The sequence below is a fragment of the Flavobacterium sp. ASV13 genome (genome assembly GCF_000745775.1).
Classification (GTDB): domain Bacteria; phylum Bacteroidota; class Bacteroidia; order Flavobacteriales; family Flavobacteriaceae; genus Flavobacterium.
The window spans coordinates 200,005-223,524 of the sequence record NZ_JQJY01000003.1; the positions used below are offsets into that span (position 1 = coordinate 200,005).

24 protein-coding genes are annotated in these 23,520 nt (G+C 32.6%); 23 read left to right on the forward strand and 1 reads right to left on the reverse strand.

The genetic code is table 11. The annotated features are described in order from the left end of the window. Positions 1-225: 225 nt before the first annotated feature. The 14 genes from GQ47_RS08110 to GQ47_RS08175 all read left to right on the forward strand — a co-directional run bounded on the left by GQ47_RS08110 (position 226) and on the right by GQ47_RS08175 (position 14,752). Positions 226-810: an NUMOD4 domain-containing protein gene (locus GQ47_RS08110; RefSeq protein ID WP_035648095.1), complete on the forward strand. Its 585-nt coding sequence runs from the start codon at positions 226-228 to the stop codon at positions 808-810. Positions 811-967: 157 nt separating this feature from the next. After that, complete coding sequence (locus tag GQ47_RS08115) at positions 968-6,856, forward strand: T9SS type A sorting domain-containing protein (protein ID WP_035647103.1); 5,889 nt, start codon at positions 968-970, stop codon at positions 6,854-6,856. A gap of 287 nt (positions 6,857-7,143) precedes the next feature. Continuing rightward, positions 7,144-8,532 (forward strand): dihydrolipoyl dehydrogenase, encoded by a 1,389-nt coding sequence (gene lpdA, locus GQ47_RS08120; RefSeq protein WP_035647105.1) that lies wholly within the window; start codon positions 7,144-7,146, stop codon positions 8,530-8,532. A 106-nt stretch (positions 8,533-8,638) separates the two neighbouring features. Beyond that, positions 8,639-9,544, forward strand: coding sequence for an arginase family protein (locus GQ47_RS08125; RefSeq protein WP_035647107.1), 906 nt, complete (start codon positions 8,639-8,641; stop codon positions 9,542-9,544). A gap of 137 nt (positions 9,545-9,681) precedes the next feature. Further along, entirely contained in the window at positions 9,682-10,068 is a 387-nt protein-coding gene (locus GQ47_RS08130; RefSeq protein WP_035647108.1) for a YdeI/OmpD-associated family protein, read from the forward strand. 42 nt (positions 10,069-10,110) lie between these two features. Beyond that, entirely contained in the window at positions 10,111-10,791 is a 681-nt protein-coding gene (locus tag GQ47_RS08135) for a DUF4919 domain-containing protein (protein ID WP_035647109.1), read from the forward strand. A 13-nt stretch (positions 10,792-10,804) separates the two neighbouring features. Further along, the gene (locus GQ47_RS08140; RefSeq protein ID WP_035647110.1) at positions 10,805-11,236 is read left to right on the forward strand and encodes a GNAT family N-acetyltransferase; all 432 of its coding nucleotides are present in this window, start codon (positions 10,805-10,807) and stop codon (positions 11,234-11,236) included. Positions 11,237-11,256: 20 nt separating this feature from the next. Next, on the forward strand, positions 11,257-11,886 hold the full coding sequence (locus GQ47_RS08145; protein ID WP_035647112.1) for a hypothetical protein: 630 nt from the start codon (positions 11,257-11,259) through the stop codon (positions 11,884-11,886). Positions 11,887-11,893: 7 nt separating this feature from the next. Further along, positions 11,894-12,283 (forward strand): DUF1801 domain-containing protein, encoded by a 390-nt coding sequence (locus GQ47_RS08150; protein ID WP_035647113.1) that lies wholly within the window; start codon positions 11,894-11,896, stop codon positions 12,281-12,283. A 31-nt stretch (positions 12,284-12,314) separates the two neighbouring features. Then, complete coding sequence (locus GQ47_RS08155; protein WP_035647115.1) at positions 12,315-12,902, forward strand: hypothetical protein; 588 nt, start codon at positions 12,315-12,317, stop codon at positions 12,900-12,902. Between the two features lie 97 nt (positions 12,903-12,999). Then, a complete protein-coding gene (locus GQ47_RS08160; RefSeq protein WP_035647116.1) occupies positions 13,000-13,446 on the forward strand; it encodes a hypothetical protein in 447 nt (148 codons plus the stop codon). Positions 13,447-13,463: 17 nt separating this feature from the next. After that, on the forward strand, positions 13,464-13,910 hold the full coding sequence (locus GQ47_RS08165) for a hypothetical protein (protein WP_152561008.1): 447 nt from the start codon (positions 13,464-13,466) through the stop codon (positions 13,908-13,910). A gap of 11 nt (positions 13,911-13,921) precedes the next feature. Then, on the forward strand, positions 13,922-14,329 hold the full coding sequence (locus GQ47_RS08170) for a hypothetical protein (protein ID WP_035647120.1): 408 nt from the start codon (positions 13,922-13,924) through the stop codon (positions 14,327-14,329). 3 nt (positions 14,330-14,332) lie between these two features. Then, positions 14,333-14,752, forward strand: a complete 420-nt coding sequence (locus GQ47_RS08175; protein ID WP_152561009.1) for a hypothetical protein — start codon at positions 14,333-14,335, stop codon at positions 14,750-14,752. Between the two features lie 48 nt (positions 14,753-14,800). On the opposite strand, the gene GQ47_RS08180 is transcribed toward GQ47_RS08175, so the two are convergent. Continuing rightward, entirely contained in the window at positions 14,801-17,308 is a 2,508-nt protein-coding gene (locus GQ47_RS08180; RefSeq protein ID WP_035647125.1) for a M14 family zinc carboxypeptidase, read from the reverse strand. A 105-nt stretch (positions 17,309-17,413) separates the two neighbouring features. Between GQ47_RS08180 and GQ47_RS08185 the strand changes: the two genes are divergently transcribed. The 9 genes from GQ47_RS08185 to GQ47_RS08225 all read left to right on the forward strand — a co-directional run bounded on the left by GQ47_RS08185 (position 17,414) and on the right by GQ47_RS08225 (position 23,514). After that, the gene (locus GQ47_RS08185; RefSeq protein ID WP_035647127.1) at positions 17,414-18,013 is read left to right on the forward strand and encodes an NAD(P)H-dependent oxidoreductase; all 600 of its coding nucleotides are present in this window, start codon (positions 17,414-17,416) and stop codon (positions 18,011-18,013) included. 241 nt (positions 18,014-18,254) lie between these two features. Further along, the gene (locus GQ47_RS08190) at positions 18,255-18,740 is read left to right on the forward strand and encodes an SRPBCC family protein (protein WP_035647128.1); all 486 of its coding nucleotides are present in this window, start codon (positions 18,255-18,257) and stop codon (positions 18,738-18,740) included. Between the two features lie 128 nt (positions 18,741-18,868). Further along, positions 18,869-19,765 (forward strand): NmrA family NAD(P)-binding protein, encoded by an 897-nt coding sequence (locus GQ47_RS08195; RefSeq protein WP_035647129.1) that lies wholly within the window; start codon positions 18,869-18,871, stop codon positions 19,763-19,765. 12 nt (positions 19,766-19,777) lie between these two features. Further along, the gene (locus GQ47_RS08200) at positions 19,778-20,692 is read left to right on the forward strand and encodes a helix-turn-helix domain-containing protein (protein WP_035647130.1); all 915 of its coding nucleotides are present in this window, start codon (positions 19,778-19,780) and stop codon (positions 20,690-20,692) included. 62 nt (positions 20,693-20,754) lie between these two features. Next, positions 20,755-21,180 (forward strand): hypothetical protein, encoded by a 426-nt coding sequence (locus tag GQ47_RS08205; RefSeq protein ID WP_035647131.1) that lies wholly within the window; start codon positions 20,755-20,757, stop codon positions 21,178-21,180. Position 21,181: 1 nt separating this feature from the next. After that, positions 21,182-21,397: a hypothetical protein gene (locus GQ47_RS08210; RefSeq protein WP_035647132.1), complete on the forward strand. Its 216-nt coding sequence runs from the start codon at positions 21,182-21,184 to the stop codon at positions 21,395-21,397. Between the two features lie 83 nt (positions 21,398-21,480). Beyond that, the gene (locus GQ47_RS08215) at positions 21,481-21,849 is read left to right on the forward strand and encodes a nuclear transport factor 2 family protein (RefSeq protein WP_035647134.1); all 369 of its coding nucleotides are present in this window, start codon (positions 21,481-21,483) and stop codon (positions 21,847-21,849) included. Positions 21,850-22,037: 188 nt separating this feature from the next. Further along, positions 22,038-23,084: a serine hydrolase domain-containing protein gene (locus GQ47_RS08220; RefSeq protein WP_035648097.1), complete on the forward strand. Its 1,047-nt coding sequence runs from the start codon at positions 22,038-22,040 to the stop codon at positions 23,082-23,084. Positions 23,085-23,091: 7 nt separating this feature from the next. Next, positions 23,092-23,514, forward strand: a complete 423-nt coding sequence (locus tag GQ47_RS08225) for a DUF1801 domain-containing protein (protein ID WP_035647136.1) — start codon at positions 23,092-23,094, stop codon at positions 23,512-23,514. Positions 23,515-23,520 lie beyond the last annotated feature (6 nt).

Below are 23,520 nucleotides of genomic sequence, written 5' to 3' on the forward strand. Positions count from 1 at the left end.
TAAAATCAAGCAAGAAATCGACCTCTTTTTTATTAAAAACAAAAAATAAAAGAGAATTCATAATTTTATGTACTAAAATTAGGTTTAAAATGCTAAAAAATCATTTCTAAACGTTAAATCAGCGTTATAGAAATCATAAAACTGCTCTTGACTGCTAGTGCTTTAACATTTCATTTTTGGTTTATTATTTATCTTTGAGATTATAGAAATCAAATGTAAATGAAAATGCCACAAAATAGATTTTACCCAGAAGAACAATTCAAAGAAATAGAAATAAATGCTTCATTACAACTTAGATATGCCATTTCAAACAGAGGCCGATTAATAAGTTTTACTGACGAAATTGAAAACGGCCGAATCCTTAAAGGCGGATTGAGCGATGGTTATCCAACCTTTAGATTCAAAGTTAAAAAAGACGACAAAATTGTCAACAAATATCTTTTTCTTTACAAATTAGTTGCCCAATATTTTATCCCGAAACAATCTGAAGATCAAACCTATGTACTTCACTTGGATTACAACAGAAGCAATGATGACGCAAGTAATTTGCGTTGGGCTACAAAACAGGAAATGATGGCACACAGCCGTAAAAGTCCGCGTGTTATTCAGGCAAAAAAGAATCTCATCGAGCACAACTTAAAAGCTGACGGAAGAAAATTGACCACTACAAAAGTGATGTTGATCAAGAAAATCTTGGCTAGACCAGAACAAAAAACACGTTTGAAAATGATCGCTAAACAATTTGGTGTAAGCGAAATGCAAATTAGACGTATTGCCAGCGGTGAAAACTGGGGACACGTGAAAATTTAAATTTTAAAATCTTAGAATTCAAAAAGAAAGAGGCAATTGAGCCTCTTTTTTTTGTTTAAAAACAGGCTGTTTTGACAAATAAAAAAGGAAGAATAATAGGATTAATTACAATTATTAATTGTAAACTTGCAGTATCCAAAACCAAAAAACTTCCTACATGAAGAGAAAACTACTTGTCCTGTTATCTGTATTGTTTATCAGTTCTTTTACCTACGCACAGTATACTACAATTCCTGATGTAAATTTTGAAAATAGGTTAATACAGCTTAAGATTGATTCTGGTTTGCCAGACGGAAAAGTATTAACCGCCAATATCAAAACAGTTCAGACTCTGGACGTTGGTTTTAGCAAAATTTCAAACCTCAATGGTATTGAAGATTTTACGGAACTGCAGGTTTTACGTTGTTCGTCAAACTATCTGACAACATTGGATGTAACTAAAAATACCAAGTTAACTGTTGTAGATTGTAGTTTCAATAAGCTGACATATTTAAACATTTCAAACCTTCTTTTATTAAACGGACTTACTTGTTCTGATAATGAATTAACTAGCCTAGATATCTCTTCAAATCCAATCCTAAATGGTATTCGATGCGGAAACAACAATTTGATAAGCCTAAACTTGAAAAATGGCTACAATTCTAAATTTAATGATTATTTCATAGACTTTAAAAACAATCCCCATTTAGATTGTATTCAGGTTGATAATATTACCTATTCAAATTCAAAATGGAGCACTTATAAAGATGCTGCAGCCGTTTTCTCCAATTCGTGCGGGCCAAAATACACCACTATTACAGATTCCAATTTTGAAAACAAATTAATCAATCTAGGAATAGATAAAGATGGTCTTAACGGTAAAGTTCTGACTTCAGACATTGTTTCTGTAACTACGCTTGACATCTCAAATAATGCGATTAAAGATCTGACAGGACTTGAAGATTTTTTCGGTTTGACCAATTTGAATATTTCAGGCAATTCTCCCTCAAAATTGGATTTGACCTGGCAGAAAAAATTAAAAACTTTAGATTGCAGTAACAGTCAATTAACAGCCTTGAATCTTGCTAAAAACATCAATTTAGAAACGCTGAATTGCTCTAATAATAAAATCACTACAACCAATTTATGGAATAATACATTGCTAATTTCTGTTAAAGCGAACGGCAATTTATTTACAACACTGGATATTGACGGATTGAAAGTTTTGCAGACAATTGATGTCAGCGACAATCAATTGACTTCTTTAAACCTTAGCCAAAATGTGTTATTGACACAATTGAAGTGCAGCAATAACAAGATCACGGCTCTAAATACCTCTAAAAATATAAATCTGAATTCGATCTATTTCGGTTCTAATAAATTAACCACTTTTGATATTTCTCTTAATCCGCTTTTAACCGAAATATCTTGCGAGAATAATTTACTTGCTTCTTTAAATCTTAAAAACGGAAATAATACTAATTTCAAAACATACGATTTTAGAAATAATCCAGCGTTAGCTTGTATAGAAGTTGATAATGCTGCCTATTCTACCTCAAATTGGTCATCCAAAAAAGATGCCGCAACGACATACAATGTATATTGCGGACCGTTTACCACTATTCCCGATTCTGCTTTTGAAGATAAATTAATTGCCTTGGGAATTGATAAAGACGGAAAAAACGGAAAAATAGTAACAGCTTTTATTTCGAATCTTACCTCTCTGGATCTTTCTAACAGTTCGATTACTGATCTTACCGGAATTAAGGATTTTACTGCTTTGACCACTCTTACTGTTTCGGGCAATCAATTAGTGAATCTTGATCTTTCAAATAATAAAAACCTTAAAGTTTTAAATTGTTCCAACAATCAACTGGCTTCTTTAGATGTATCTAAAAACACTTTGCTTACGGACTTTTATTGTAACAATAATCTTTTAAAAACTTTAAATATAAAGAATGGCAAAAACACAAAACTTGTAAATTTTGATTTCAGAAATAATCCAAATTTAACTTGTATTGAAGTCGATGTTGTTTCGTACGCTACAACAAATTGGTCTGCAAAAAAAGATCCGGCAACAACTTTTGAAATTTTTTGCGGAGATTATACTCTGATTCCGGATTATGCTTTTGAAACTTCTCTGATAAACAAAGGAATCGATATTGACGGAAGAAACGGTAAAGTGCTTACCTCAAGTATATCCGGATTAACAAAGCTTGATGTATCTAATACTTCAATTTCAAATCTAAAAGGAATTCAAGACTTCAAAAGTTTGATTAATTTAAGTTGTTATAACAGCAAAATTACAGCTTTAGATTTATCTCAAAATACTCAATTAGAGACTTTAAATTGTTCTGGCAATTTACTGACGACTTTAAATGTTACGAATAATAAAAAATTGCTGTCATTAAATTTTAATACAAATTCTATAGTCAATATCGATTTGTCTCAAAATATTTTGCTGCAAAGTTTAGATTGTTCTTCAAATTTATTTACGGCTTTAGATATTTCACAAAATACGGCATTAACAAGCTTAACGTGTAATACCAACAAACTAACTGCTTTAGATATATCGAAAAACACTTCAATAAGTGTTCTAAATTGCTATGGAAATAAAATTACCAATCTGGATCTGACATTGCAAAAGGGTTTAACAAACTTAAACTGCAGCAGTAATGCACTTACCTCTTTAGACGTATCAAAAAACCTTTCAATTACAGATTTTGATTGTAGTGGAAATAAAATAACAAACCTGGATTTATCAAAAAACACTAGTCTTAAAAATATAAATTGTGGTGTCAATTCACTACGTAGTTTAAACCTGAAAAACGGGAATAATGCTCTGTTTAATCAGGTAAGAGTATCAGTTAACTACGAAATGTATTGCATACAAGTAGATAATGAAGACGATTTTAATACCCGATTTAAAAATTATAAAGATCAACAAGCTGTTTATTCTGAAAATTGTGATCAAGTTACCTTGATTCCGGATCCTGCATTTGAAGATGTTTTAATTGCCAATTATATTGACATAGATGGAAAAAATGGAAAAGTGCAGACTTTTAGAATCAAACAAAGGCCATCGCTTTATGTGAGCGCTTATAAAGTTAAAGACCTGACAGGAATTCAGGACTTCAAAGGACTACAGTCGTTGGACTGTTCTTATAACGAATTGACCGCTTTAAATCTTTCGCAAAATTTATTACTAACAAGTCTTAAATGTAATTCTAATGCTATAACCAATTTAGATTTGTCAAAAAATACACTTTTAACAGAAGTAGATTGTCAAAAAAATAAAATTACTGCGATAGACATTTCAAATTCTAAAGCACTAACACGAATAAACTGTTCAGATAACCAATTAACCAATTTGAATGTGGCAAATGGCAATAATAAAAATATGGCCAAATTGTATAATGAAAGTGATTTCCGTAAAAACCCAAATCTGACTTGTATTTATGTAGATAATGTAGATTACTCTAATTCTAACTGGTTTGGACTTAAAGATCCTACAGCTAGTTACAGCAGATCTTGTGGTTTGTATGCTGATATTCCTGACGCAAATCTTGAAGCAAAATTAATTTTATTAGGTATTGACAAAGACGGCTTAAATGGCAAAATCCTAAAATCTGATGCAGAAGCGGTTACTAATTTGGATATTTCAGGAAGCGCTATCGTAAATGTAAGCACATTAGAATATTTTACCGCTTTAAAAACATTAAATCTGAGCAGTAACGATATCACAAATCTTAATCTGAATAAAAATGTATTGCTGACTTCTTTAGATTGTTCAAACACAAAAATTACGAGTTTGGATATTTCTAAAAACAAAGCATTAACTTCTCTAAATACTGGTAATACCAAGTTAACGTATATCTCTTTAAAAAACGGAAATAACAACAAAATTCAATCTTTAAATTTAAAAAACAACACAGGACTTACTTGTATTGAAGTTGATGATTTGAATTATGCCAATAGCAATTGGTCAGCTTATAAAGATCCGTCTGCAAATTTTTCAGTTTCTTGTGGAATTTACACTGCCATTCCTGATGATAATTTTGAATACAAGCTTATTGCTTTAAAAATTGACACAGATGGTAAAAACAACAGAGTTTTAACTTCGAACATTTCAAATCTTACTTTGTTAGATGTTAAAAGTTCACAAATCTCAGACCTGACAGGTATTCAGGATTTCAAAGCTTTAAAAACGTTATATTTCGACGAAAACGTGGTAACAAATATTGATCTTTCTAAAAATACGGAGCTGACGATTTTATCATGTAGCAAAAACAACTTAACGAGTTTAAATCTAAGCTCACAAAAAAAGCTAAGTAATTTAGATTGCAGCAACAATAAACTGACAGCATTAAATTTGGAATCTAATACTGTTTTGGATCGTTTAAGTTGCAGTTATAATGAATTAACGCAATTGGATGTTACTAAAAATGCTATTCTTGGCGGAATAGCGTGTGATGGAAATCATCTAACTTCAATAGACCTGACAAAAAACCCATTATTTGTAGGTATATCAGCCTCAGGCAATGAGCTGAAAAGCTTAGATTTATCACAATGTCCAAAAGTGAATCAAATAAGAGTCTCAAATAATAAAATTACATCTGATGCCTTAATTATTCCTAAAACAGCACCACTTAAAGTAGTTGATTTAAACTACAATCTATTAACCAATCTGGATATTTCGAATTATAGTTTATTAGAAGACCTTCAATGTTATGGTAATAAATTGATTACTTTAAAAGCATCCAATAATGCATCATTAACGGAGTTAAATTGTAATGATAATGAGCTAGTAAGCCTTGACATAACTAAAAACAAAAGCTTAAAAACGTTACATTGTGCCAACAATAAACTAACAACTATTGATTTTTATCAGGACGCTGCACTTTATTGGGTTTATTGCCAGAACAACAATTTAACCAATCTTGATTTTAGCCCGCTATTAGGTATGAATGCACTTTATGCTTATAACAACAAGTTGCAAAGTCTTAGCTTAGCTTATCAATTTGATGATGGTGCAACAACTGGTGATATAACAAATAATCCGTCATTAACTTGTATTAAAGTTAACAACATGACTTATGCTCCAAATTGGCCTCTAAAAAAAGATACAACTGCCCAATATTCTACCGATTGTATTTCAATTACAACAATCGCTGATCCTAAATTTGAAGAGTATCTAATTAACGCCGGAATTGACAAGGATGGAAAAAACGGTCAGGTTCTGAATGTAAATTTAGCGAACATCACTACTTTAGATATTTCAAATCTTGGAATTACAGATTTGAAAGGAATAGAAGGATTTAAAGCACTTCAAAAATTATCTTGCAACGGGAATTCAATTTCTAACATCAACTTATCTTCAAATCTGATGTTGAGTTATTTAAATTGTTCAAATAATCCGCTTACGACACTTAACGTTTCTAATAATAGTTTATTGAAAGAATTATATTGCGACGGAAGTGTAACTGTTACCAAGAAATCAAATGAAGGCCCAAGCAAACTAACATCTCTGGACGTATCGAGCAATACTTTATTGACAAAACTTAGTTGTGCCAACAATCAGCTGAAAAGTCTTGATTTATCAAAAAACATTAATCTTACTGAGGTAAATTGTTCTAGTAATAATTTGACAAACCTTAATTTAAATAATGGAAATAACAGCAAATTAATAAATCTTAACTTCAAATCTAATGCGTCACTAACTTGTATCAAAGTAGACAATGAAAGTTATTCGACTTTAAACTGGTCTGCAGCAAAAGATATCTCGGCTAAATATTCAGCTACTTGTGGCACATTAACTGTCGAAGAATCTATTTTTAGCAGCATCACTATTTATCCAAATCCGTCAAGCGGAACCGTAAACATTGATAATATAGATCTTGAAAAAATTACAGTATACGACACCTTAGGTAAATTGGTAAAAACCGCTACATTTAAAACAGGAATTACCAATCATTCAATTGATTTAAATGAATTGCCACGCGGTGTTTATTACATCTTCTTAGAAGCCAATGGCACTCATATTGTCAAAAAAATTGTCTTGCAATAATTTACTGACAAGAACAATACATTAAAAAAAATGCGTTTTTATTACTTTAAAAACGCATTTTTTTATGTCCAATTTCGAAATTAAAAAATTCTCAGAAACATTTTTCTTAAAATTATAGTAATTAAACATTTAACGATCAATTGCTTTTTAAACTTTGTCTGCACTAAATTTTCCATTCATTAAATAAATCCTTAAATTCGCCATCACAAATAACAAAAGAATAATCTGAAAATGAGTTTCGGAACTATAAACCTCATTTTCGGTAGTAAATACTAAAAACCAAAAAAATGAAATACGACGTTATTGTTTTAGGAAGTGGTCCTGGCGGATATGTAACAGCTATTAGAGCTTCACAATTAGGCTTTAAAACAGCTGTAGTTGAAAAAGAAAACCTTGGTGGTGTATGTTTAAACTGGGGATGTATCCCAACAAAAGCATTATTAAAATCAGCACAGGTTTTTGATTATTTAAAACACGCTTCTGACTACGGATTAAAAGTTTCTGAATTTGATAAAGATTTCCCTGCTGTTGTACAACGCAGCCGTGGTGTTGCTGAAGGAATGAGTAAAGGTGTTCAGTTCCTGATGAAAAAAAACAAAATTGACGTTATTGAAGGTTTTGGAAAACTAAAACCAGGAAAAAAACTTGACGTTACTGATAAAGACAATAAAGTTACTGAATACAGCGCTGATCACATCATCATTGCAACTGGTGCTCGTTCTCGTGAGTTGCCAAACTTACCTCAAGATGGCGTAAAAGTAATTGGTTACCGTCAGGCAATGACTTTACCAACACAACCAAAATCTATGATTATTGTTGGTTCTGGAGCAATTGGAGTTGAGTTCGCTCACTTCTACAACTCAATGGGAACTGATGTTACTATTGTAGAATTTATGCCAAACGTAGTTCCTGTAGAGGACGAAGATATCTCAAAACAATTTGAGCGTTCTTTGAAAAAAGCTGGAATTAAAGTAATGACTAACTCTTCTGTAGAAAAAGTTGATACTACAGGAAACGGAGTTAAAGCAACTGTAAAAACTGCAAAAGGAGAAGAAGTTCTTGAAGCTGATATCGTACTTTCTGCGGTTGGAATCAAAACTAACATTGAAAATATTGGTTTAGAAGAAGTTGGTATTGCTGTTGACAGAGATAAAATCTTAGTTAACGCTTACAACGCAACTAACATTCCAGGATACTACGCAATTGGAGACGTTACTCCAGGTCAGGCTTTAGCTCACGTAGCTTCTGCTGAAGGAATTAACTGTGTTGAAAAAATCGCTGGTTTACACGTAGATCCAATCGATTACGGAAACGTTCCTGGTTGTACTTATGCAACTCCAGAAATCGCTTCTGTAGGTTTAACTGAAAAACAAGCTAAAGAAAAAGGATACGAATTAAAAATTGGTAAATTCCCATTCTCTGCTTCAGGAAAAGCTAAAGCTGCCGGAACTCCAGATGGATTCGTAAAAGTAATTTTCGATGCTAAATACGGAGAATGGTTAGGATGCCACATGATTGGTGCTGGTGTTACAGATATGATTGCTGAGGCAGTTGTTGCTCGTAAACTAGAGACTACAGGTCATGAAATCCTTAAATCTATCCACCCTCACCCAACAATGAGCGAGGCTGTTATGGAAGCTGTTGCTGATGCTTACGGCGAAGTAATTCACTTGTAAAAATAAACCGTTTTACGGTTACATATAATTTTCAATTTAAAAATCCGATTTGTGAAAGCAAGTCGGATTTTTTTATTTTCATAACTTTACCTAAACATAATAAGTTATGAAAGAGATTTGTATTGTTGAATTTCCATCAAATTTAGGTTTAAAAGAACCTCAGCCAGGAAAAGAACCCGGAGTAAAAAAATTGCCCGAATGGCTATGGCGACACAATCTGCATAAAGAAATTAATCCGAAAGATGTCTTGACGCTTGACGCTCCAAAATATACCAATATTAAAGATCCTGAAACGCAAATTCTCAATACAAATTCGCTTGTAGAATACGCCAGAGAACAAGCATATTTAATCAATAATTTACTTTCACAAAATAAATTTCCATTTATAATTGGTGGTGACTGCAGTATCCTTCTAGGAACGGCAATTGCTTTAAAACAAAAAGGAAATTATGGTTTATTTTACCTCGACGGACATACCGATTTCATGGATGTTTCTTTATCTGAAACTGGTGGCGTCGGCGGAATGGCTGCTTCAATTGTAACGGGAAATGGACATCAAAAACTGACCGATATTCTTAATCTTTCTCCGTATATCAAAGAAGAAAATCTTTGGTGCGTGGGTAATCGTGAATATGATGAAGAATATGAAAATGAAATCCGAAATTCCAAAGCAACATATCTTAGTTTAAATGATATCCGAAAGCAAGGAATTTCGAATTGTGTTTCCGCATTTCTTTCTGAAGTAAAAAACAAAAATCTTGACGGTTTTTTTCTTCATATTGATGTTGATGTTCTAAACGACGAAATTATGCCGTGTGTTGACAGCAGAACGCCAGACGGGCTTTCATATGCTGAATTTAATGAACTTACCTCCTATTTATTTCAAAGTGAAAAATTAACTGGACTCGAAATAACGATTCTCGACCCAGATCTAGATCTTAGTGGGCAATACTCAAAGGATTTTGTTGCCAATATTACAAGTACTTTTAACGAGTTCAGAAATAAATTTTAATAAAACAAAGTACAAGACAAGTTGCTCTTTTAAAAAATTACAACACTCAAATTCAATATTTTATACTATTTTTACTACTGACAATCCGTTGTCACAATGCCATTTTACTTTTACTGAAACAATTAAAAATAAGTTTTATGGAAACAAAAGACGGAAAACTAGCTGTTTATGCCGAAACTCGCGCAGACTGGAGAAAATGGCTTTCAGAAAATGGTGCAAATGAAAAATCAGTTTGGCTAATTTTATATCACAAAAAAAGCCAGACAAAAAGTGTCAATTTAATTGAAGCTACTGAAGAAGCGCTTTGCTTTGGATGGATTGACAGTCTTTGCAAAAAACGTGATACAGAAAGCTATTATTTGACTTTTTCACATCGAAATCCGAAAACCAGCAAATGGAGCAAAACTAACATTGAAAGAGCCGAAAGACTTATTGCACAGAATTTAATGACAGAACAGGGCCAAAGATTAATTGATATTGCCAAAGAACAAGGAAAATGGATTATTGATACTTCAGAAAAATAAATATCACTCAAAATCACAGTTATAACCTAAACTATCTATATCATGCTAAAACATTTTCTTTTCATCTTGCTTTTCAGTTTCGGAATGAATGCTTTTGCTCAGGAACTTGATTTCAAAGCACCGGATTATAAACAAATTGAAAAAGAAATTCAGGATAAAAAATCGGTATTTTATTATCCGAAGCTGATGGATCGGTTAGCCAAAAATGATACGCTCATGACGCAAGATGATTTTCGCTATTTGTATTTTGGATATGTTTTTCAGCCTAAATACAACGCTTTCTGGAGATCTCCTGATGAAATAAAGCTTCGCGAATATTACAACAAAGAAAAACTGGAAACTGCTGATTATAATGAAATCATCAAACTTGCCAATCATACGCTGACTGATTTTCCTTTTGATTTAAAACAGCTCAATTATCTGGCTTATATTTATCATTTAAAAGGTGATGATGAATCAGCAAAAATAACTTCATACAAATTTCACAACATTATGAACGCCATTTTGTCTTCTGGCGACGGCAAAAAATGCGAAACAGGATTTCATGTCTTATTAGTCGAACATGAATATGTTATGCTGAATCTTTTTGAGCTTGAATCAAAAGGACAATCATTGGTTGGAAATTGTGATTATCTTAGCTTTGAAAAAGGAAAATATAATGTTGATGGCGTGTATTTCAACATCGAAAAAATGCTTGAAAATGAAGCCAAGGGAATTAAATAAGCTTATAAATTGAATGACTATAACAACAATAAGAGAAAAGGATTATGAGCCTTTGAAAAAATTATTTTTAGAGGAAAGAAAAAGTACTTTTTCGTGGCTCGACCAATCTGAATTTCAGTTAGATGATTTCGAGAAACTGACTCAAGGCGAGTTTATTCTAACGGCACTTATTGATAACATTCCGGTTGGATTTATATCGATTTGGATGCCCAATAATTTCATTCACCACTTATACATCAGCAAAAAATATCAGGGCCAAAACATTGGAACTGAATTACTGAAAGCTGCCACAAAAAAAGCTGCATTTCCTATTACATTGAAATGTTTAGAAAAAAACATGAAAGCCGTCGATTTTTATAAAAGCAAGGGATTTATTGAAAAGGAAAAAGGAAATTCTGAACATGGCACTTATATTTTATTCGAATTATTAGAAAACATAAATTAACCAAAACTATATACCTCAAAATGAATTTAACAGTATTACCTGCTGATCTTAAAAAACAAATTGAAAATGAAAAAACAGATTTCTCTATAAAAGCACAACGAAAACAGCCACTCAGCAAGTCATTAGGCGGGTTGCTTATCGGGATTTTGATGTGCGCTTTTATGAGTCTTTTTATATATGGCTTTCTTGGGCCTTTATTTAAAAATGAAGAAACTCACTTTGAGTCAAATGGAGTTCCAGTAACTGCTAGTTTAGATGATTTAGGTGAATTAATCGTTCCGGGCGGAATTATCTGTTTACTAACGCTGGCGGGAATTTACGTGATTATAAATTCAATTTATTCCTTATTTCAAAAAGGAGGATATTTTGTTGGAACAGAAACCAGACTGATTCAATTTCAAAATGGAAAAACAACCAGCACCGATTGGGAACAATTTACAGGAAATGTCAAAATAAAGGCTAGGAATAATTTTGGAAATCTCGAGTTTGAACTAAGAACCGGAAAAATGGAAAGCAGAAAAAACAACCCAGATAAATTCGTTCCGGATATTATTTATGTTTCAGGAATTGAAAATGTATATGAAATTGAAAAAAAATGCAGAGTGAGAATCAAGGAAAATGATCCAACTCCAGCCGTTGTTTTAAACTAAAAAGATTATGAATCAGGAAATTAACGATTATAACGATTCTCAAACTTCCGAAGACAAAAAAATATGTGATTTGTTAAGTTCTGAGATAAATTCATTTCTGCATGAAGCGGAAAGCAAAATCTGGCACAGACATCCGGTTTGGTTTTTAGACGGAAATCCTGTTGCGGGCTATAGCAAATTAAAAGATTCCGTGAGACTTCTTTTTTGGAGCGGGCAGACTTTTGAGGAATCCGAACTTCAGAATGAAGGAAGTTTTAAAGCCGCTGAAAAGCGTTATACAAATGCTGAACAAATCAATATTGACGATTTGAAAAGATGGCTTGAAAAGGCAAGAAACATTCAGTGGGATTATAAAAATATTGTCAAACGAAAAGGTGTTTTGATTCGCCTGAAATAATTTTACTTTAAAAAAAGCATTAAAACTACAAATGAAAACATTAACTAAAAAAGACATTGAAAAACCAATTGGAGGCTTATTTTTCATGATTATTAACACTTCGATTTGGGCTTTTATAGCCGAATATTATCTTGAAAATAAAGACTCCCGTCTTGCAGGCATTTTTTTAGGACTTATCATTATGAGTTTTTTATTCTTTTATCTGAAATTTACAAAAGCTCAAAAAAATCTTCCGGAAAGCACAATTGAAAAAACAGAAGAAGAAAAGAAAAACGAAAAATGGTTTTTGATCATTTTTGGTCTGGAAGGCCTCGGAATATTACTTGCCAAAAATATTTTGATGAATATTAATCACGACGAACTGTTTATTTGCTTTTTTGTTCTAATTGTGGGCCTGCATTTTTTTCCGCTTGCTAAAATATTCAAACGTACTTTTGATCTTTACATAGGAACCTGGACTTCTTTATTTGCAATTCTTGGTATTTATTTGATAACACAAAAAATTACACCAGTAAATATTACTAATGTAATTGTTAGTTTAGGCTGTGCATTTGCAACTATTTCTTATGGGTTCAGAATGATTCTTGAAGGCCAAAAATTGCTCTTAATCAAAAGCTAATTTAGAAAATTAAACAATATTTTAATAAATTACCTACAATTAACGCAACCTTTTAACTAAAAATTCATCTTTAAATAAAACCAATTAATTTAAACCGATGAAAAAATATTACTTACTATTACTTATAGCAGTTCTTGGCTCCTGTAGCAGCAACGATAGTGAACCAAACGACACTACAGCTCAAGAATCTTTAAGCGGACGCTGGAACTGGGTACAATCTACCACGCAATCTAATAATACACCAATTACGCCTGCCTCACACAATACTACAATTGTTTTAGAATTTTCTGGCACTTCTTTCAAACAATATCAAAATGGAGCTTTGGATTCTAACAGAACCTTTTTTGTTGTAAAAAAGCCATCAATTTATGGTGGTGAAAAAAATATGTTTGTATTTGTCAATGCTTATTCTCTTACAGGCAAATCTTCGCAAACTCGACCTACCGGTGATCTTTCCTTTGAAATCATTGAAAATAAACTGTATATCAGGGAAGAATTCACGAATGGTATAATATCAGAATATGATCGTATAAAAGAATATTAAAAGCTAAATCAATTCTTATGAAAAAATATTTTTTATTTTTTGCTTTGATCATTTTGAGTTCATGCAATAGTGACGATACTCCCAAAAATGACGATGCCGAAGTCGAAAAGAAACTACAAGGAAAATGGAGCTGGACCAGTACTACTAACGGAGTCGACGGCACTATTACTACACCCGAAACTGAAAAGAAAACAATTCTACTTGAATTTTCAGGTAACAGTTTTAAAAAATATATCGATGGAATTTTAACAATAAATACCACATTTGAAATCGTGACCCAACAAGTGATTGGAGAAACCCCTACTCAAACCCTAGTTATAGCTGGTTTTTATCGCATTACAAACAAAAAAGCCACGATAGTCCCTACTCATAGCTTTGAAGGCATTAAAATAAGTGGTTCTAAGTTAAATCTGAATATGATATGCAACAAATGCAATTCTTCTGAATATGTTCGTTTAAACTAAAATTATTGCAAATGAAAAAATATCTTTTACTTTTTGTATTAATCATTTTGAGTTCGTGCAGCAATGACGATAAAAATTCTAATAGCGTAGCTTCGTTGCAAGGCCGATGGCTTTGGGTTTCATCGACTGGAGGTTTTCAAGGTGTTACTCCTGCTGCTTTGAATCGAAAAGAAGAACTTGAATTCTCTGATAATTATGTAAAAACGTACATAGATGGCCAATTAATGAAAAAACTAAAGTTTCATATTGCCACAAAAAAATCAATTTTTGGAGGAAATAAAAAATTGATTGTAATTGATAAAGAGGACATAACTCAAGTATATTATGCTGATCGATCTTTTATTATTGCTGGCGATAAACTGACTTTAAGCGAAGAATGCAATGACTGTTTTATATCGAAATATGAAAAAGTAAAATAAATTATGATGAAGAAAATTATTCCGATTATTTTTATTCTTTTAGCTTTTACAAGCTGTTCGGATGATGACGACAATACTAATCCGTTGATTGGAAGTTGGAAATTGGTAAAAACCCGAAATTTTGTTTATGGCGCTGCTGATTATCCAAATAAGGAAACTTTCACTGATTACTCAGACAAAAATATTGTCTACACCTTTGATGGAAGATCTAATTTAACAATTAGTATCGATGGGGAAAAAGAAGAGCACGAATATGAATATAAACTCGACTATTTATCTGGAGGTCCTTCTTCCGGAGAACCAAAAACCCAATTAGTTCTTATTGATAATTCAAAATGGACTTATGGAATTTCCGATAAAGGGGAAATGATTTTGGGAAAATCGTATGTTGATGGTTCTGATTTATATTTTGTGCGACAATAAAAAATAAAAAAATGCTCTTCTGAATAATTTCCAGAAGAGCATTTTTTATTAATTGACTAAAAACAATGAATTACTGAATAAGAGGATTCCGTTTTCCCAAAAACCTCTAAAAAGAGGGTTGTCCATCATATAAATTACACTTCCGTCGCCTCTTTTATCGACTGCAAAAGTCACAGTTTCAGGGAGTTTTTTCTTGATATCGTTTCCAACGAAACCATAACTCAAAAAGTTTTTTGGTATATAAGCCACGTTAATCGCATTCTTTAAAAGCGAGAACGATCTTTCGTTTGTTTTTAAACTATAATAAGTATTTCCTAATCCAAACGCCATTGGATACGTTTTATCTAATTTATTTTCGATAATCGCGCCTGGAATTGTACCTGAAATTTCTCTTCTTTCTGAACCTTCAAAGTCTAGAAAGCGTTTTTTAAGCTCAATTTCTTTTTCTTCTTTCTCCGACTTCTCTTTGTCTTCTTTACTTGCGAACATACTTAAAGCATAACCTTCGCGATCCTGAAATAGCGAAATTGCACTGCTCATAGCAATTACTTTTCCGCCATTTTTAATCCATTCGTCAATGTGTTTTTTCTGATCGTCTGAAAAATCATAAGAGCCATCTGAAAGAATTAAAGTATTGTAATTGTACAATTTAACTCGGTTGAAATTGGAAGTTTCAACAATACTTACCGGATATTTTATCACTTCGTCCAAATAATGCCAATTGGCTCCAAACTCGGTCGAGACAATTCCTTTTCCAGAAAGCATCAATATTTTTGGTGCTTTTAAAAGAACAAAATTTTCTCCACCAATATCTTTTGAATTGGTGGAAAATCCCGTCGTAATAAAACTGTAATCCGATTTGATTTTAATGATTTCGCTGACAGTTTTCTCAAAATCGGCAATTTTTGGATTATCGGCGCGACTTATAATTAAACCGCCCGGCTCAATTGTAATTGTTCCGAAAACTGCCTTTTTCATTGCCGAACGCACTTTAATTCCGCCTTGATGCAATATTGAAAGAATTTGTGCCGAAATTCTACTGTTCCAAGGCACATAAAATGCGTAAACACTTGCCGGAATATTTTTTGGAGCAATTTCAATTGCAGTTTTCGTTTTTACAGAAAGTGCATTTTTTACTGCATAACCTTCAACTCCATAAGCCAATGGCAATACCCAAGCCGTGATATCATAGGATAAACTGTCATTCAATTTTTGATTTGGTTCGAATAAAACCTGCGTCAAAACAGATCTCGGCTGATCTGCTTTTATGATTAAATCATTTGGTTCAATCTTGAAACTTTCAATTTTCTTGTTTTGATAATGAAAACCTGAAGCGTTAGCAGATGCATCGGCGTAACTGAATTCTATATCATTCTTTTTCAGCACTTCAGTCAGTTGTTCCAGTTTTGCATTGCTTTTTAAAACATAGGTATTGTAAACACCTTTTGCTTTTTTTCGGGCGTTGGTATGAAAATCTCTAAAACCTTTCAAAAGTACATCTTTTTGTGAAGCCGCACTTTCAACCACTGTCAATACAGCCGTTGCATGATGTGTTAAACGGTCTTTTATGGTAACGTTTGTGCCGTTTTCCATTGTTACTTCGCGTCCTGCTCCAATTCCACCCTGCTCTAATGTCAAACCAACTGCGCCATTGTAGGTTGGATATGTATCGCCATAACTCGGATAAAACAAATCAAAACGTTCTCTGGTGTTGTACATCCAGTTCTGTTTGTCGAATTTTTGCGAAATATTTTTTCCTAAAACATTATGAAAATCCTTTTGATATTGCTCGATAAACTCATGCAAAGGTTCGGCTGCAGGAGGAAAAAAGTAAGGTGAATTATAACTCATTTCATGCACATCTGTATGAACCTGAGGCATCCATTGATTGTACACTTTTATACGTTGCTGTGATTCAACTTGAGTTTGCCATGCCCAATCGCGATTCAAATCAAACAAATAATGATTGTATCTTCCGCCTGGCCATTCTTCCATATGCTCTCTGTCGTACAAACCTGGATGATTCTTTTTACCTGAAATCTCTCTCAGCCAGTTTCCATAACGGGAATAACCATCAGGATTAATACATGGATCCAAAATTACAATGGTATTTTTAAGCCATTTTTTGGTTTCTTCGTTTGATGGATTCAAAAGTTCGTAGGCAACAGTTAAAGCGCTTTCTGTTCCTGCAAATTCATTTCCATGTACATTGAAACTCAGCCACACAATAATTTTGTCTTGTGAAGTAGTCGATTTTGAATCAGAAAGCCCAATCGAAGCCAAATTATTTAAACGAATTTGCTCCAGATTTTTCAGGTTTTCAACATCCGAAATAAAATATAAATTCAAATCGCGCTGTTCGTTTGTCAAACCATACTGCTGTTTTTTGATTAAAGCTGAATTCTCGGTTAGATATTTAAAATAATCTTCGACCTGATGATAATAGCTAATTTGCTTTCCGTAATTCGGAATAAATTCTGAAGGCGACTTCAACTGAGCCAAAGCAGAAATTGAAGCAGTTATAAAAAATAATGCTACGTAAAGGTTTTTTGTCATAATTAGAAATGGTTTGCAGATGGTTAAAAATAAGAATTAACTTTATATAATTAAAAATTGTCAGAATTTTAATTGAACTATTAAATTCCAAATAAATCAAATTCCATGAATATTTTAATTGTTTACGTGCATCCCAGCAAAAAATCGTATACTTTTCAGGTGTTAGAAAGGCTTAAATCTATTGTCAAGAAACAAAACTGGAATCTTGAAATATCAGATTTGTATGCTTCCGATTTTAAAAGCGATATGTCTGCAGAAGAATATGAAAGAGAAGGTTTCGCAAAACTTGATTTGCCGATTCCTAAAGATGTTTTGGAAGAACAAAAAAAGATCGAAAATGCTGATTGTATCATTTTTCTTTATCCAGTTTGGTGGAGCGATTGTCCTGCAAAACTGAAAGGCTGGTTTGACCGTGTTTATTCTGTTGGATATGCTTATGGACAAACTGAATCTTTTCCGAAAATGAAAACAATTCCGTTTGGGCTTGTAATTTGTACTGCTGGTCATCCGAATGATTTTTTAAATGAAATCGGAATGGCACAAAGCATGGAAAAAATCATGCTGGAAGACCGACTCGGAAAACGTTTTGAAAATAAAGAAATGCTGATTTTAGGCGGAACTTTGGAACTGGAAAAAGTGATGGAAGGACATTTTTTGGAGATTGAGGAACTTGCTAAAAAAATTAAAACAATCTCAATTAAATAAAATAATCTTACAAACAAACCGGACTAAAGTCCGGCTCTACAATATGTACCGAGCCTAAGGCTCTTCTAAAGTTCCGAAGGAACGAATTATTTTGTAGAGCTGGACTTCAGTCCAGTTTAAATAAAAACATATCAAATAACACAACTTGTCTGAAATTCCCCTTTCTTTTGTCTTTTAAACACCCTAACATATTGGTTATAAGATAGTAAATTTGTAATACAAACCTTTAAATTATTTAAAAATGAGTACTTCAGATTTTACAACCACAATAAAAGTAGACCAATCTCCTCAAGAAGTTTTTAATGCTCTTACAAATGTCCGAGGATGGTGGTCAGAAGAAATAAAAGGAAATACTGCAAAACAAGACGATAAATTCGATTATCATTATGAAGATGTTCACCGCTGCAAAATAAAATTAATTGAAGTTGTTCCGAATAAAAAAATTGTCTGGTTGGTTGAAGAAAACTATTTTAAATTCACCGAAGACAAAACAGAATGGACGGGAACCAAACCAACTTTTGAAATTTCAGAAAAAGACGGAAAAACCGAACTTCGTTTTACACATTTTGGCTTAACCTCAGAATACGAATGCTTTGAAATTTGCAGAGGCGCCTGGACAAATTACATTCAAAACAGTCTTAAAAAACTAATTGAAACAGGAAAAGGTGAGCCAAATGCAACTGGAAAACCACAAACTGAAAACGAAAAAAGACTATCTGAAAAATAGAATCCCAAAAACCTCAGAATCTTAGTATCTTAGAACCTTAGCATCTTTTTCGGCTACAACAATAGTAGATTTGGCTACAGCACTTTTTTAGATGTTGCGCAACTTTGCAATATCTAAAATTAGAACAAATGAAAATCATACTTACAGGTTCTTTAGGGAACATCAGCAAACCTTTAGCTATTAAATTAGTACAAAAAGGACATGACATTTCGATTATCAGTAGTAACGCTGAAAATCAGTCTGAAATTGAAAAATTAGGTGCAAAAGCATTAATCGGATCGGTTGAAGATTTAGATTTTTTGACCAAAAGTTTTAAGGATGCAGATGCTGTTTATTGCATGATTCCGCGTGCAAATTATTTTGATCCAAATCTTGATTTAGATGCTTTTACGCGAAAAATCGGAAATAATTATGCCGAAGCAATTGCAAAATCAGGCGTAAAACGTGTGGTTTTCCTGAGCAGTATTGGAGCACATTTAGAAAAAAATTCAGGAATTATTCAGCGTTATAATGAGATTGAAAGTGTATTGAATAAACTTTCAGACGTTTCGATAACCTTTATGCGTCCAACTTCTTTCTATTATAATTTGCTGGCTTATATTCCTGTAATTAAAAATCAAGGTTTTATCGCTGCCAATTATGGTGCTGATTCCATTATTCCGTGGGTTTCTCCAAATGATATTGCAGATGCAATTTCAGCCGAACTTACAACTCCACTTGACGGAAAAAAAGTTCGTTATGTTGCAAGTGAAGAACTTACTGGACATGAAACGGCAAGCATTTTAGGAGAAGCGATTGGAAAACCTGATTTAAAATGGATTTTAACCACAGATGAAGAAACTTTGAATGGTTTAATTGCTGTCGGAATGCAACCTAAAATTGCAGAAGGTTTAGTCGAAATGTACTCCGCATTACATAATGGTTTATTAGGCGAAGATTATTACCAAAACCGACCTGCAGAATTGGGAAAAACAAAACTTACAACATACGCAAAAGAATTTGCTTCGATTTACAATCAGAAATAAGTACCTTAGACTATGGCAAATTTTCAACCACACCGAATAAAAACTATAAGCGAATTTCATGAATTTAGAGATTTGCCAAAACCCCAACATCCGTTAATCAGTGTTTACAATTTTGAAGATCTTAAATATCTCAATGAAGCCGAACCGAAAAGCTTAATGTTGGATTTTTATTCGATTGCACTTAAAAGGAATTCGAATGCTAAAATGAGATACGGTCAGCAGGAGTACGACTTTAAAGAAGGGGTTTTAATGTTTATTTCGCCAGGGCAAGTTTTTTCAATCGAAGGAAATTCAGAACTACAACATACAGGATGGTCATTATTGATCCATCCTGATTTTTTGTGGAATACACCATTGGCACAAAAAATCAAACAATATGAGTATTTTGGTTATGCGGTTCACGAAGCATTACATCTTTCTGATAAAGAAGAAAATATGCTTGTGGGAATTATCAAAAATATTCAGCAGGAATACCAATCGAACATTGATAAATTTAGTCAGGATGTCATTATTGCTCAAATTGAATTATTTCTAACGTATTCTGAACGTTTCTACAACCGACAATTTATTACCAGAAAAATAAGCAACCATCAAATATTAGCTCGTTTAGAAAAATTGCTTGAAGATTATTTCAACGATCATTCTTTGTCAAAAAAAGGTTTGCCAACAGTTCAGTTTATTGCAGAAAACCTCAATGTTTCGCCTAATTATCTAAGTGGTTTATTGAAATTACTTACAGGCCAGAGCACGCAGCAACACATCCACAATAAATTAATCGAAAAGGCAAAAGAAAAACTTTCAACAACTAGTTTATCAATAAGTGAAATTGCATTCGAATTAGGTTTTGAGCATCAGCAATCCTTCAGCAAATTATTCAAAACCAAAACAAATGTTTCGCCTTTAGAATTCAGACAATCATTTAATTAAAACTTTTTTCGATACATATAATTTATAATTTTCATAAATTCGTAAAACTAAAACTTTAATTTATGAACCCTATTTTAAGAAATACTCTGGCGGTTATTGCCGGAATTATTATTGGAAGTATTGTCAATATGAGTATAATTTTAATAAGCGGTTCAATTATTCCTCCTCCAAAAGGTGCAGATAACACCACTATGGAAGGCTTAAAAGCAACAATGCATCTATTTGAAGCCAAACATTTTCTTTTTCCGTTTTTAGCACATGCAATAGGAACTTTTGCCGGAGCAATTACAACGGCTCTGATTGCTTTTAACCATAAAAAGAAACTGGCTTTGCTTATAGGTGCTTTCTTTTTGTTTGGCGGTATCGTAAGTCTGTGTTCACTGCCTTCGCCAATGTGGTTTACAGTTGTAGATTTAGTTTTTGCCTACATTCCGATGGCCTATTTGGCTTTGAAATTAACTTGTAGAAGAAAACCTCAACTCCACTAAAATGAACAACGAATCTGTGAAAGTAAAACCTGCAAAAATGTGTTACTCGCATATTGGAGGAAAACTCGGCCAGTTGCTAGTTGAAACTTTTGCCGAAAAAGGATGGATTGCTAAGAAAACTCCAACAGATAAACATTTCTACATAACAGAAATTGGCCAAACCGAATTAGAAAAATTAGGTGTTGATATTTCTCAAATCAAACCGGAAGATTTATAAAAAAATAAATAAAATCCGGACTTTATTTACCCCAAATGTAGCTTCAAATTTCTTAACTTAGTTGTCTTTTATATTTGAACATCATGACTAAGAAAGAAATTGCCAGAGACTTCCTGAAACTTGCTGCAAACGGACATTCGCATGAGGCATTTCGACTTCATGTCAGCAAAAAATTCAAACATCATAACGCTTATTTTAAAGGCGATGCGGAAACTTTGATGCTCGCAATGGAAGAATCAGCGCGAACAAATCCGAATAAGATTTTTAAAATCCATCATATTTTAGAAGATGACAATTTGGTCGCTGTGCATTCTCATTTAAAGCAAAACTCAACAGATATAGGTTTTGCAGTTGTTCATATTCTAAAATTTAAAGGAGATAAAATTGTAGAACTTTGGGATTTAGGTCAGCCCGTCCCAAAAGAAACAATTAACGAAAACGGAATGTTTTGATTTTTTTAACCGCAAAGCACGCTATTTTTTATTTACGTTCTTTTATAAAACCGCAAAGTTCGCAAAGCTTTGTATTGAATCAGCTTTGCGAACTTAAAACGTTCAAACTTTTAAACAGAAGAAAAATCTTAGCGCTCTTTGCGGTTAATTTTTTTTCTCATTTCAACCTGAAACCTGAAACAAAAACAATGAATTCCATTTTTAAAATTTCTTCTTTATTATCTATCATCTTAATCTTTTCGAGCTGTAATTCATTTGCTCAAAAAGAAAACAATTATTCAACTAAAATCGACAGTCTTATCAAAAATACATCGCCAATTTTTAATGGTGTAATTCTGATTTCAAAAAACGGAAAAACATTATATTCTAAAACAAAAGGCGTTTCTAATTTTGAATCTAAAAAACCTTTGAAATTCGACAGTCAATTCGAAATCATGTCTAACAGTAAACTGATAACTGCAGTTTTGATTTTACTCGAAGTTGAAAAAGGAAAAGTAAAATTGAATTCGCCAATAAAAAAATATTTGCCAGAATTGACTCAAACTTGGGCCGATTCTGTTACGGTTCATCAGCTTTTAAATCACACACATGGAATTGTTGATTTAAAGAAACCATTGGTATTTAAATCGGGAACTCAGTTTAAATACGGTGATTTAAGTTATACGCTTCTTACCAAAATTATAGAAAACACTACGAAAAAAAGTTATACAGAAGTAGCCGAAACGTTATTCAAAAAACTTAAAATGACAAATACATATTGTTATTCGAAAGATAAAATTCAAAATTTAGTTACCGGCTATTTTAATTCCAAAGGCACTTTTGAAAAAGTACAAAAAACTCAAATTACACCACAAAACTTAGGTGCCGATGGAGTTGTTTCAACAGTAACGGATCTCGCAATTTGGAACAATAATCTGCATAAAGGAAAAATTCTGAAACCAGAGACTTATCAATCAATGCTTCGCTACACGATAACGGCACAACATAATTTCTTTGGGAAAGAAAATGAAGGTTATGGTTACGGAATCAGAATTACTGAAAAAGAAGCTGTAAAATATGTAGGTCACACTGGTTTAGGCGACGGATTTTCTTCTGTAAATTTGTATTTCCCAGAAAGCGATATCAGTTTGATTGTTTTAGAAAATCAGATGAACGAGGATTCTGAATTGTTTTATGCATCAGAATTCAAAATCAAAAATATTCTTTTGAAAAGCGATTTATTCATTAAAAAATAATTCTCCAATGGCTAAAAATAAAACAAACGAAACCGAAAGCAGTGTCATTGATTTTATAAATACTGTCGAAAATGAACAGAAAAGAAAAGATGCTTTTCAACTTCTTTCAATAGTACAGGAATTAACAGGTTTTGAACCAAAAATGTGGGGTCCGAGTATTATTGGTTTTGGAAGCTATCATTATAAATATGACAGCGGTCACGAAGGCGATGCACCATTAGCAGGTTTCTCGCCAAGAAAAGCAGCAATGACCGTATATTTTTATCTGCCCGAAGGCAAGAGAGAAGAACTTTTATCAAAACTTGGCAAACACACCTCTTCAAAAGCATGTATTTATGTCAAAAAACTGGCTGATATTGATATAGAAATATTAAAAAATATCATTTTACTTTCTATGGAATATACCCAAAATTTATACCCTTCAAATTAAAAAAAT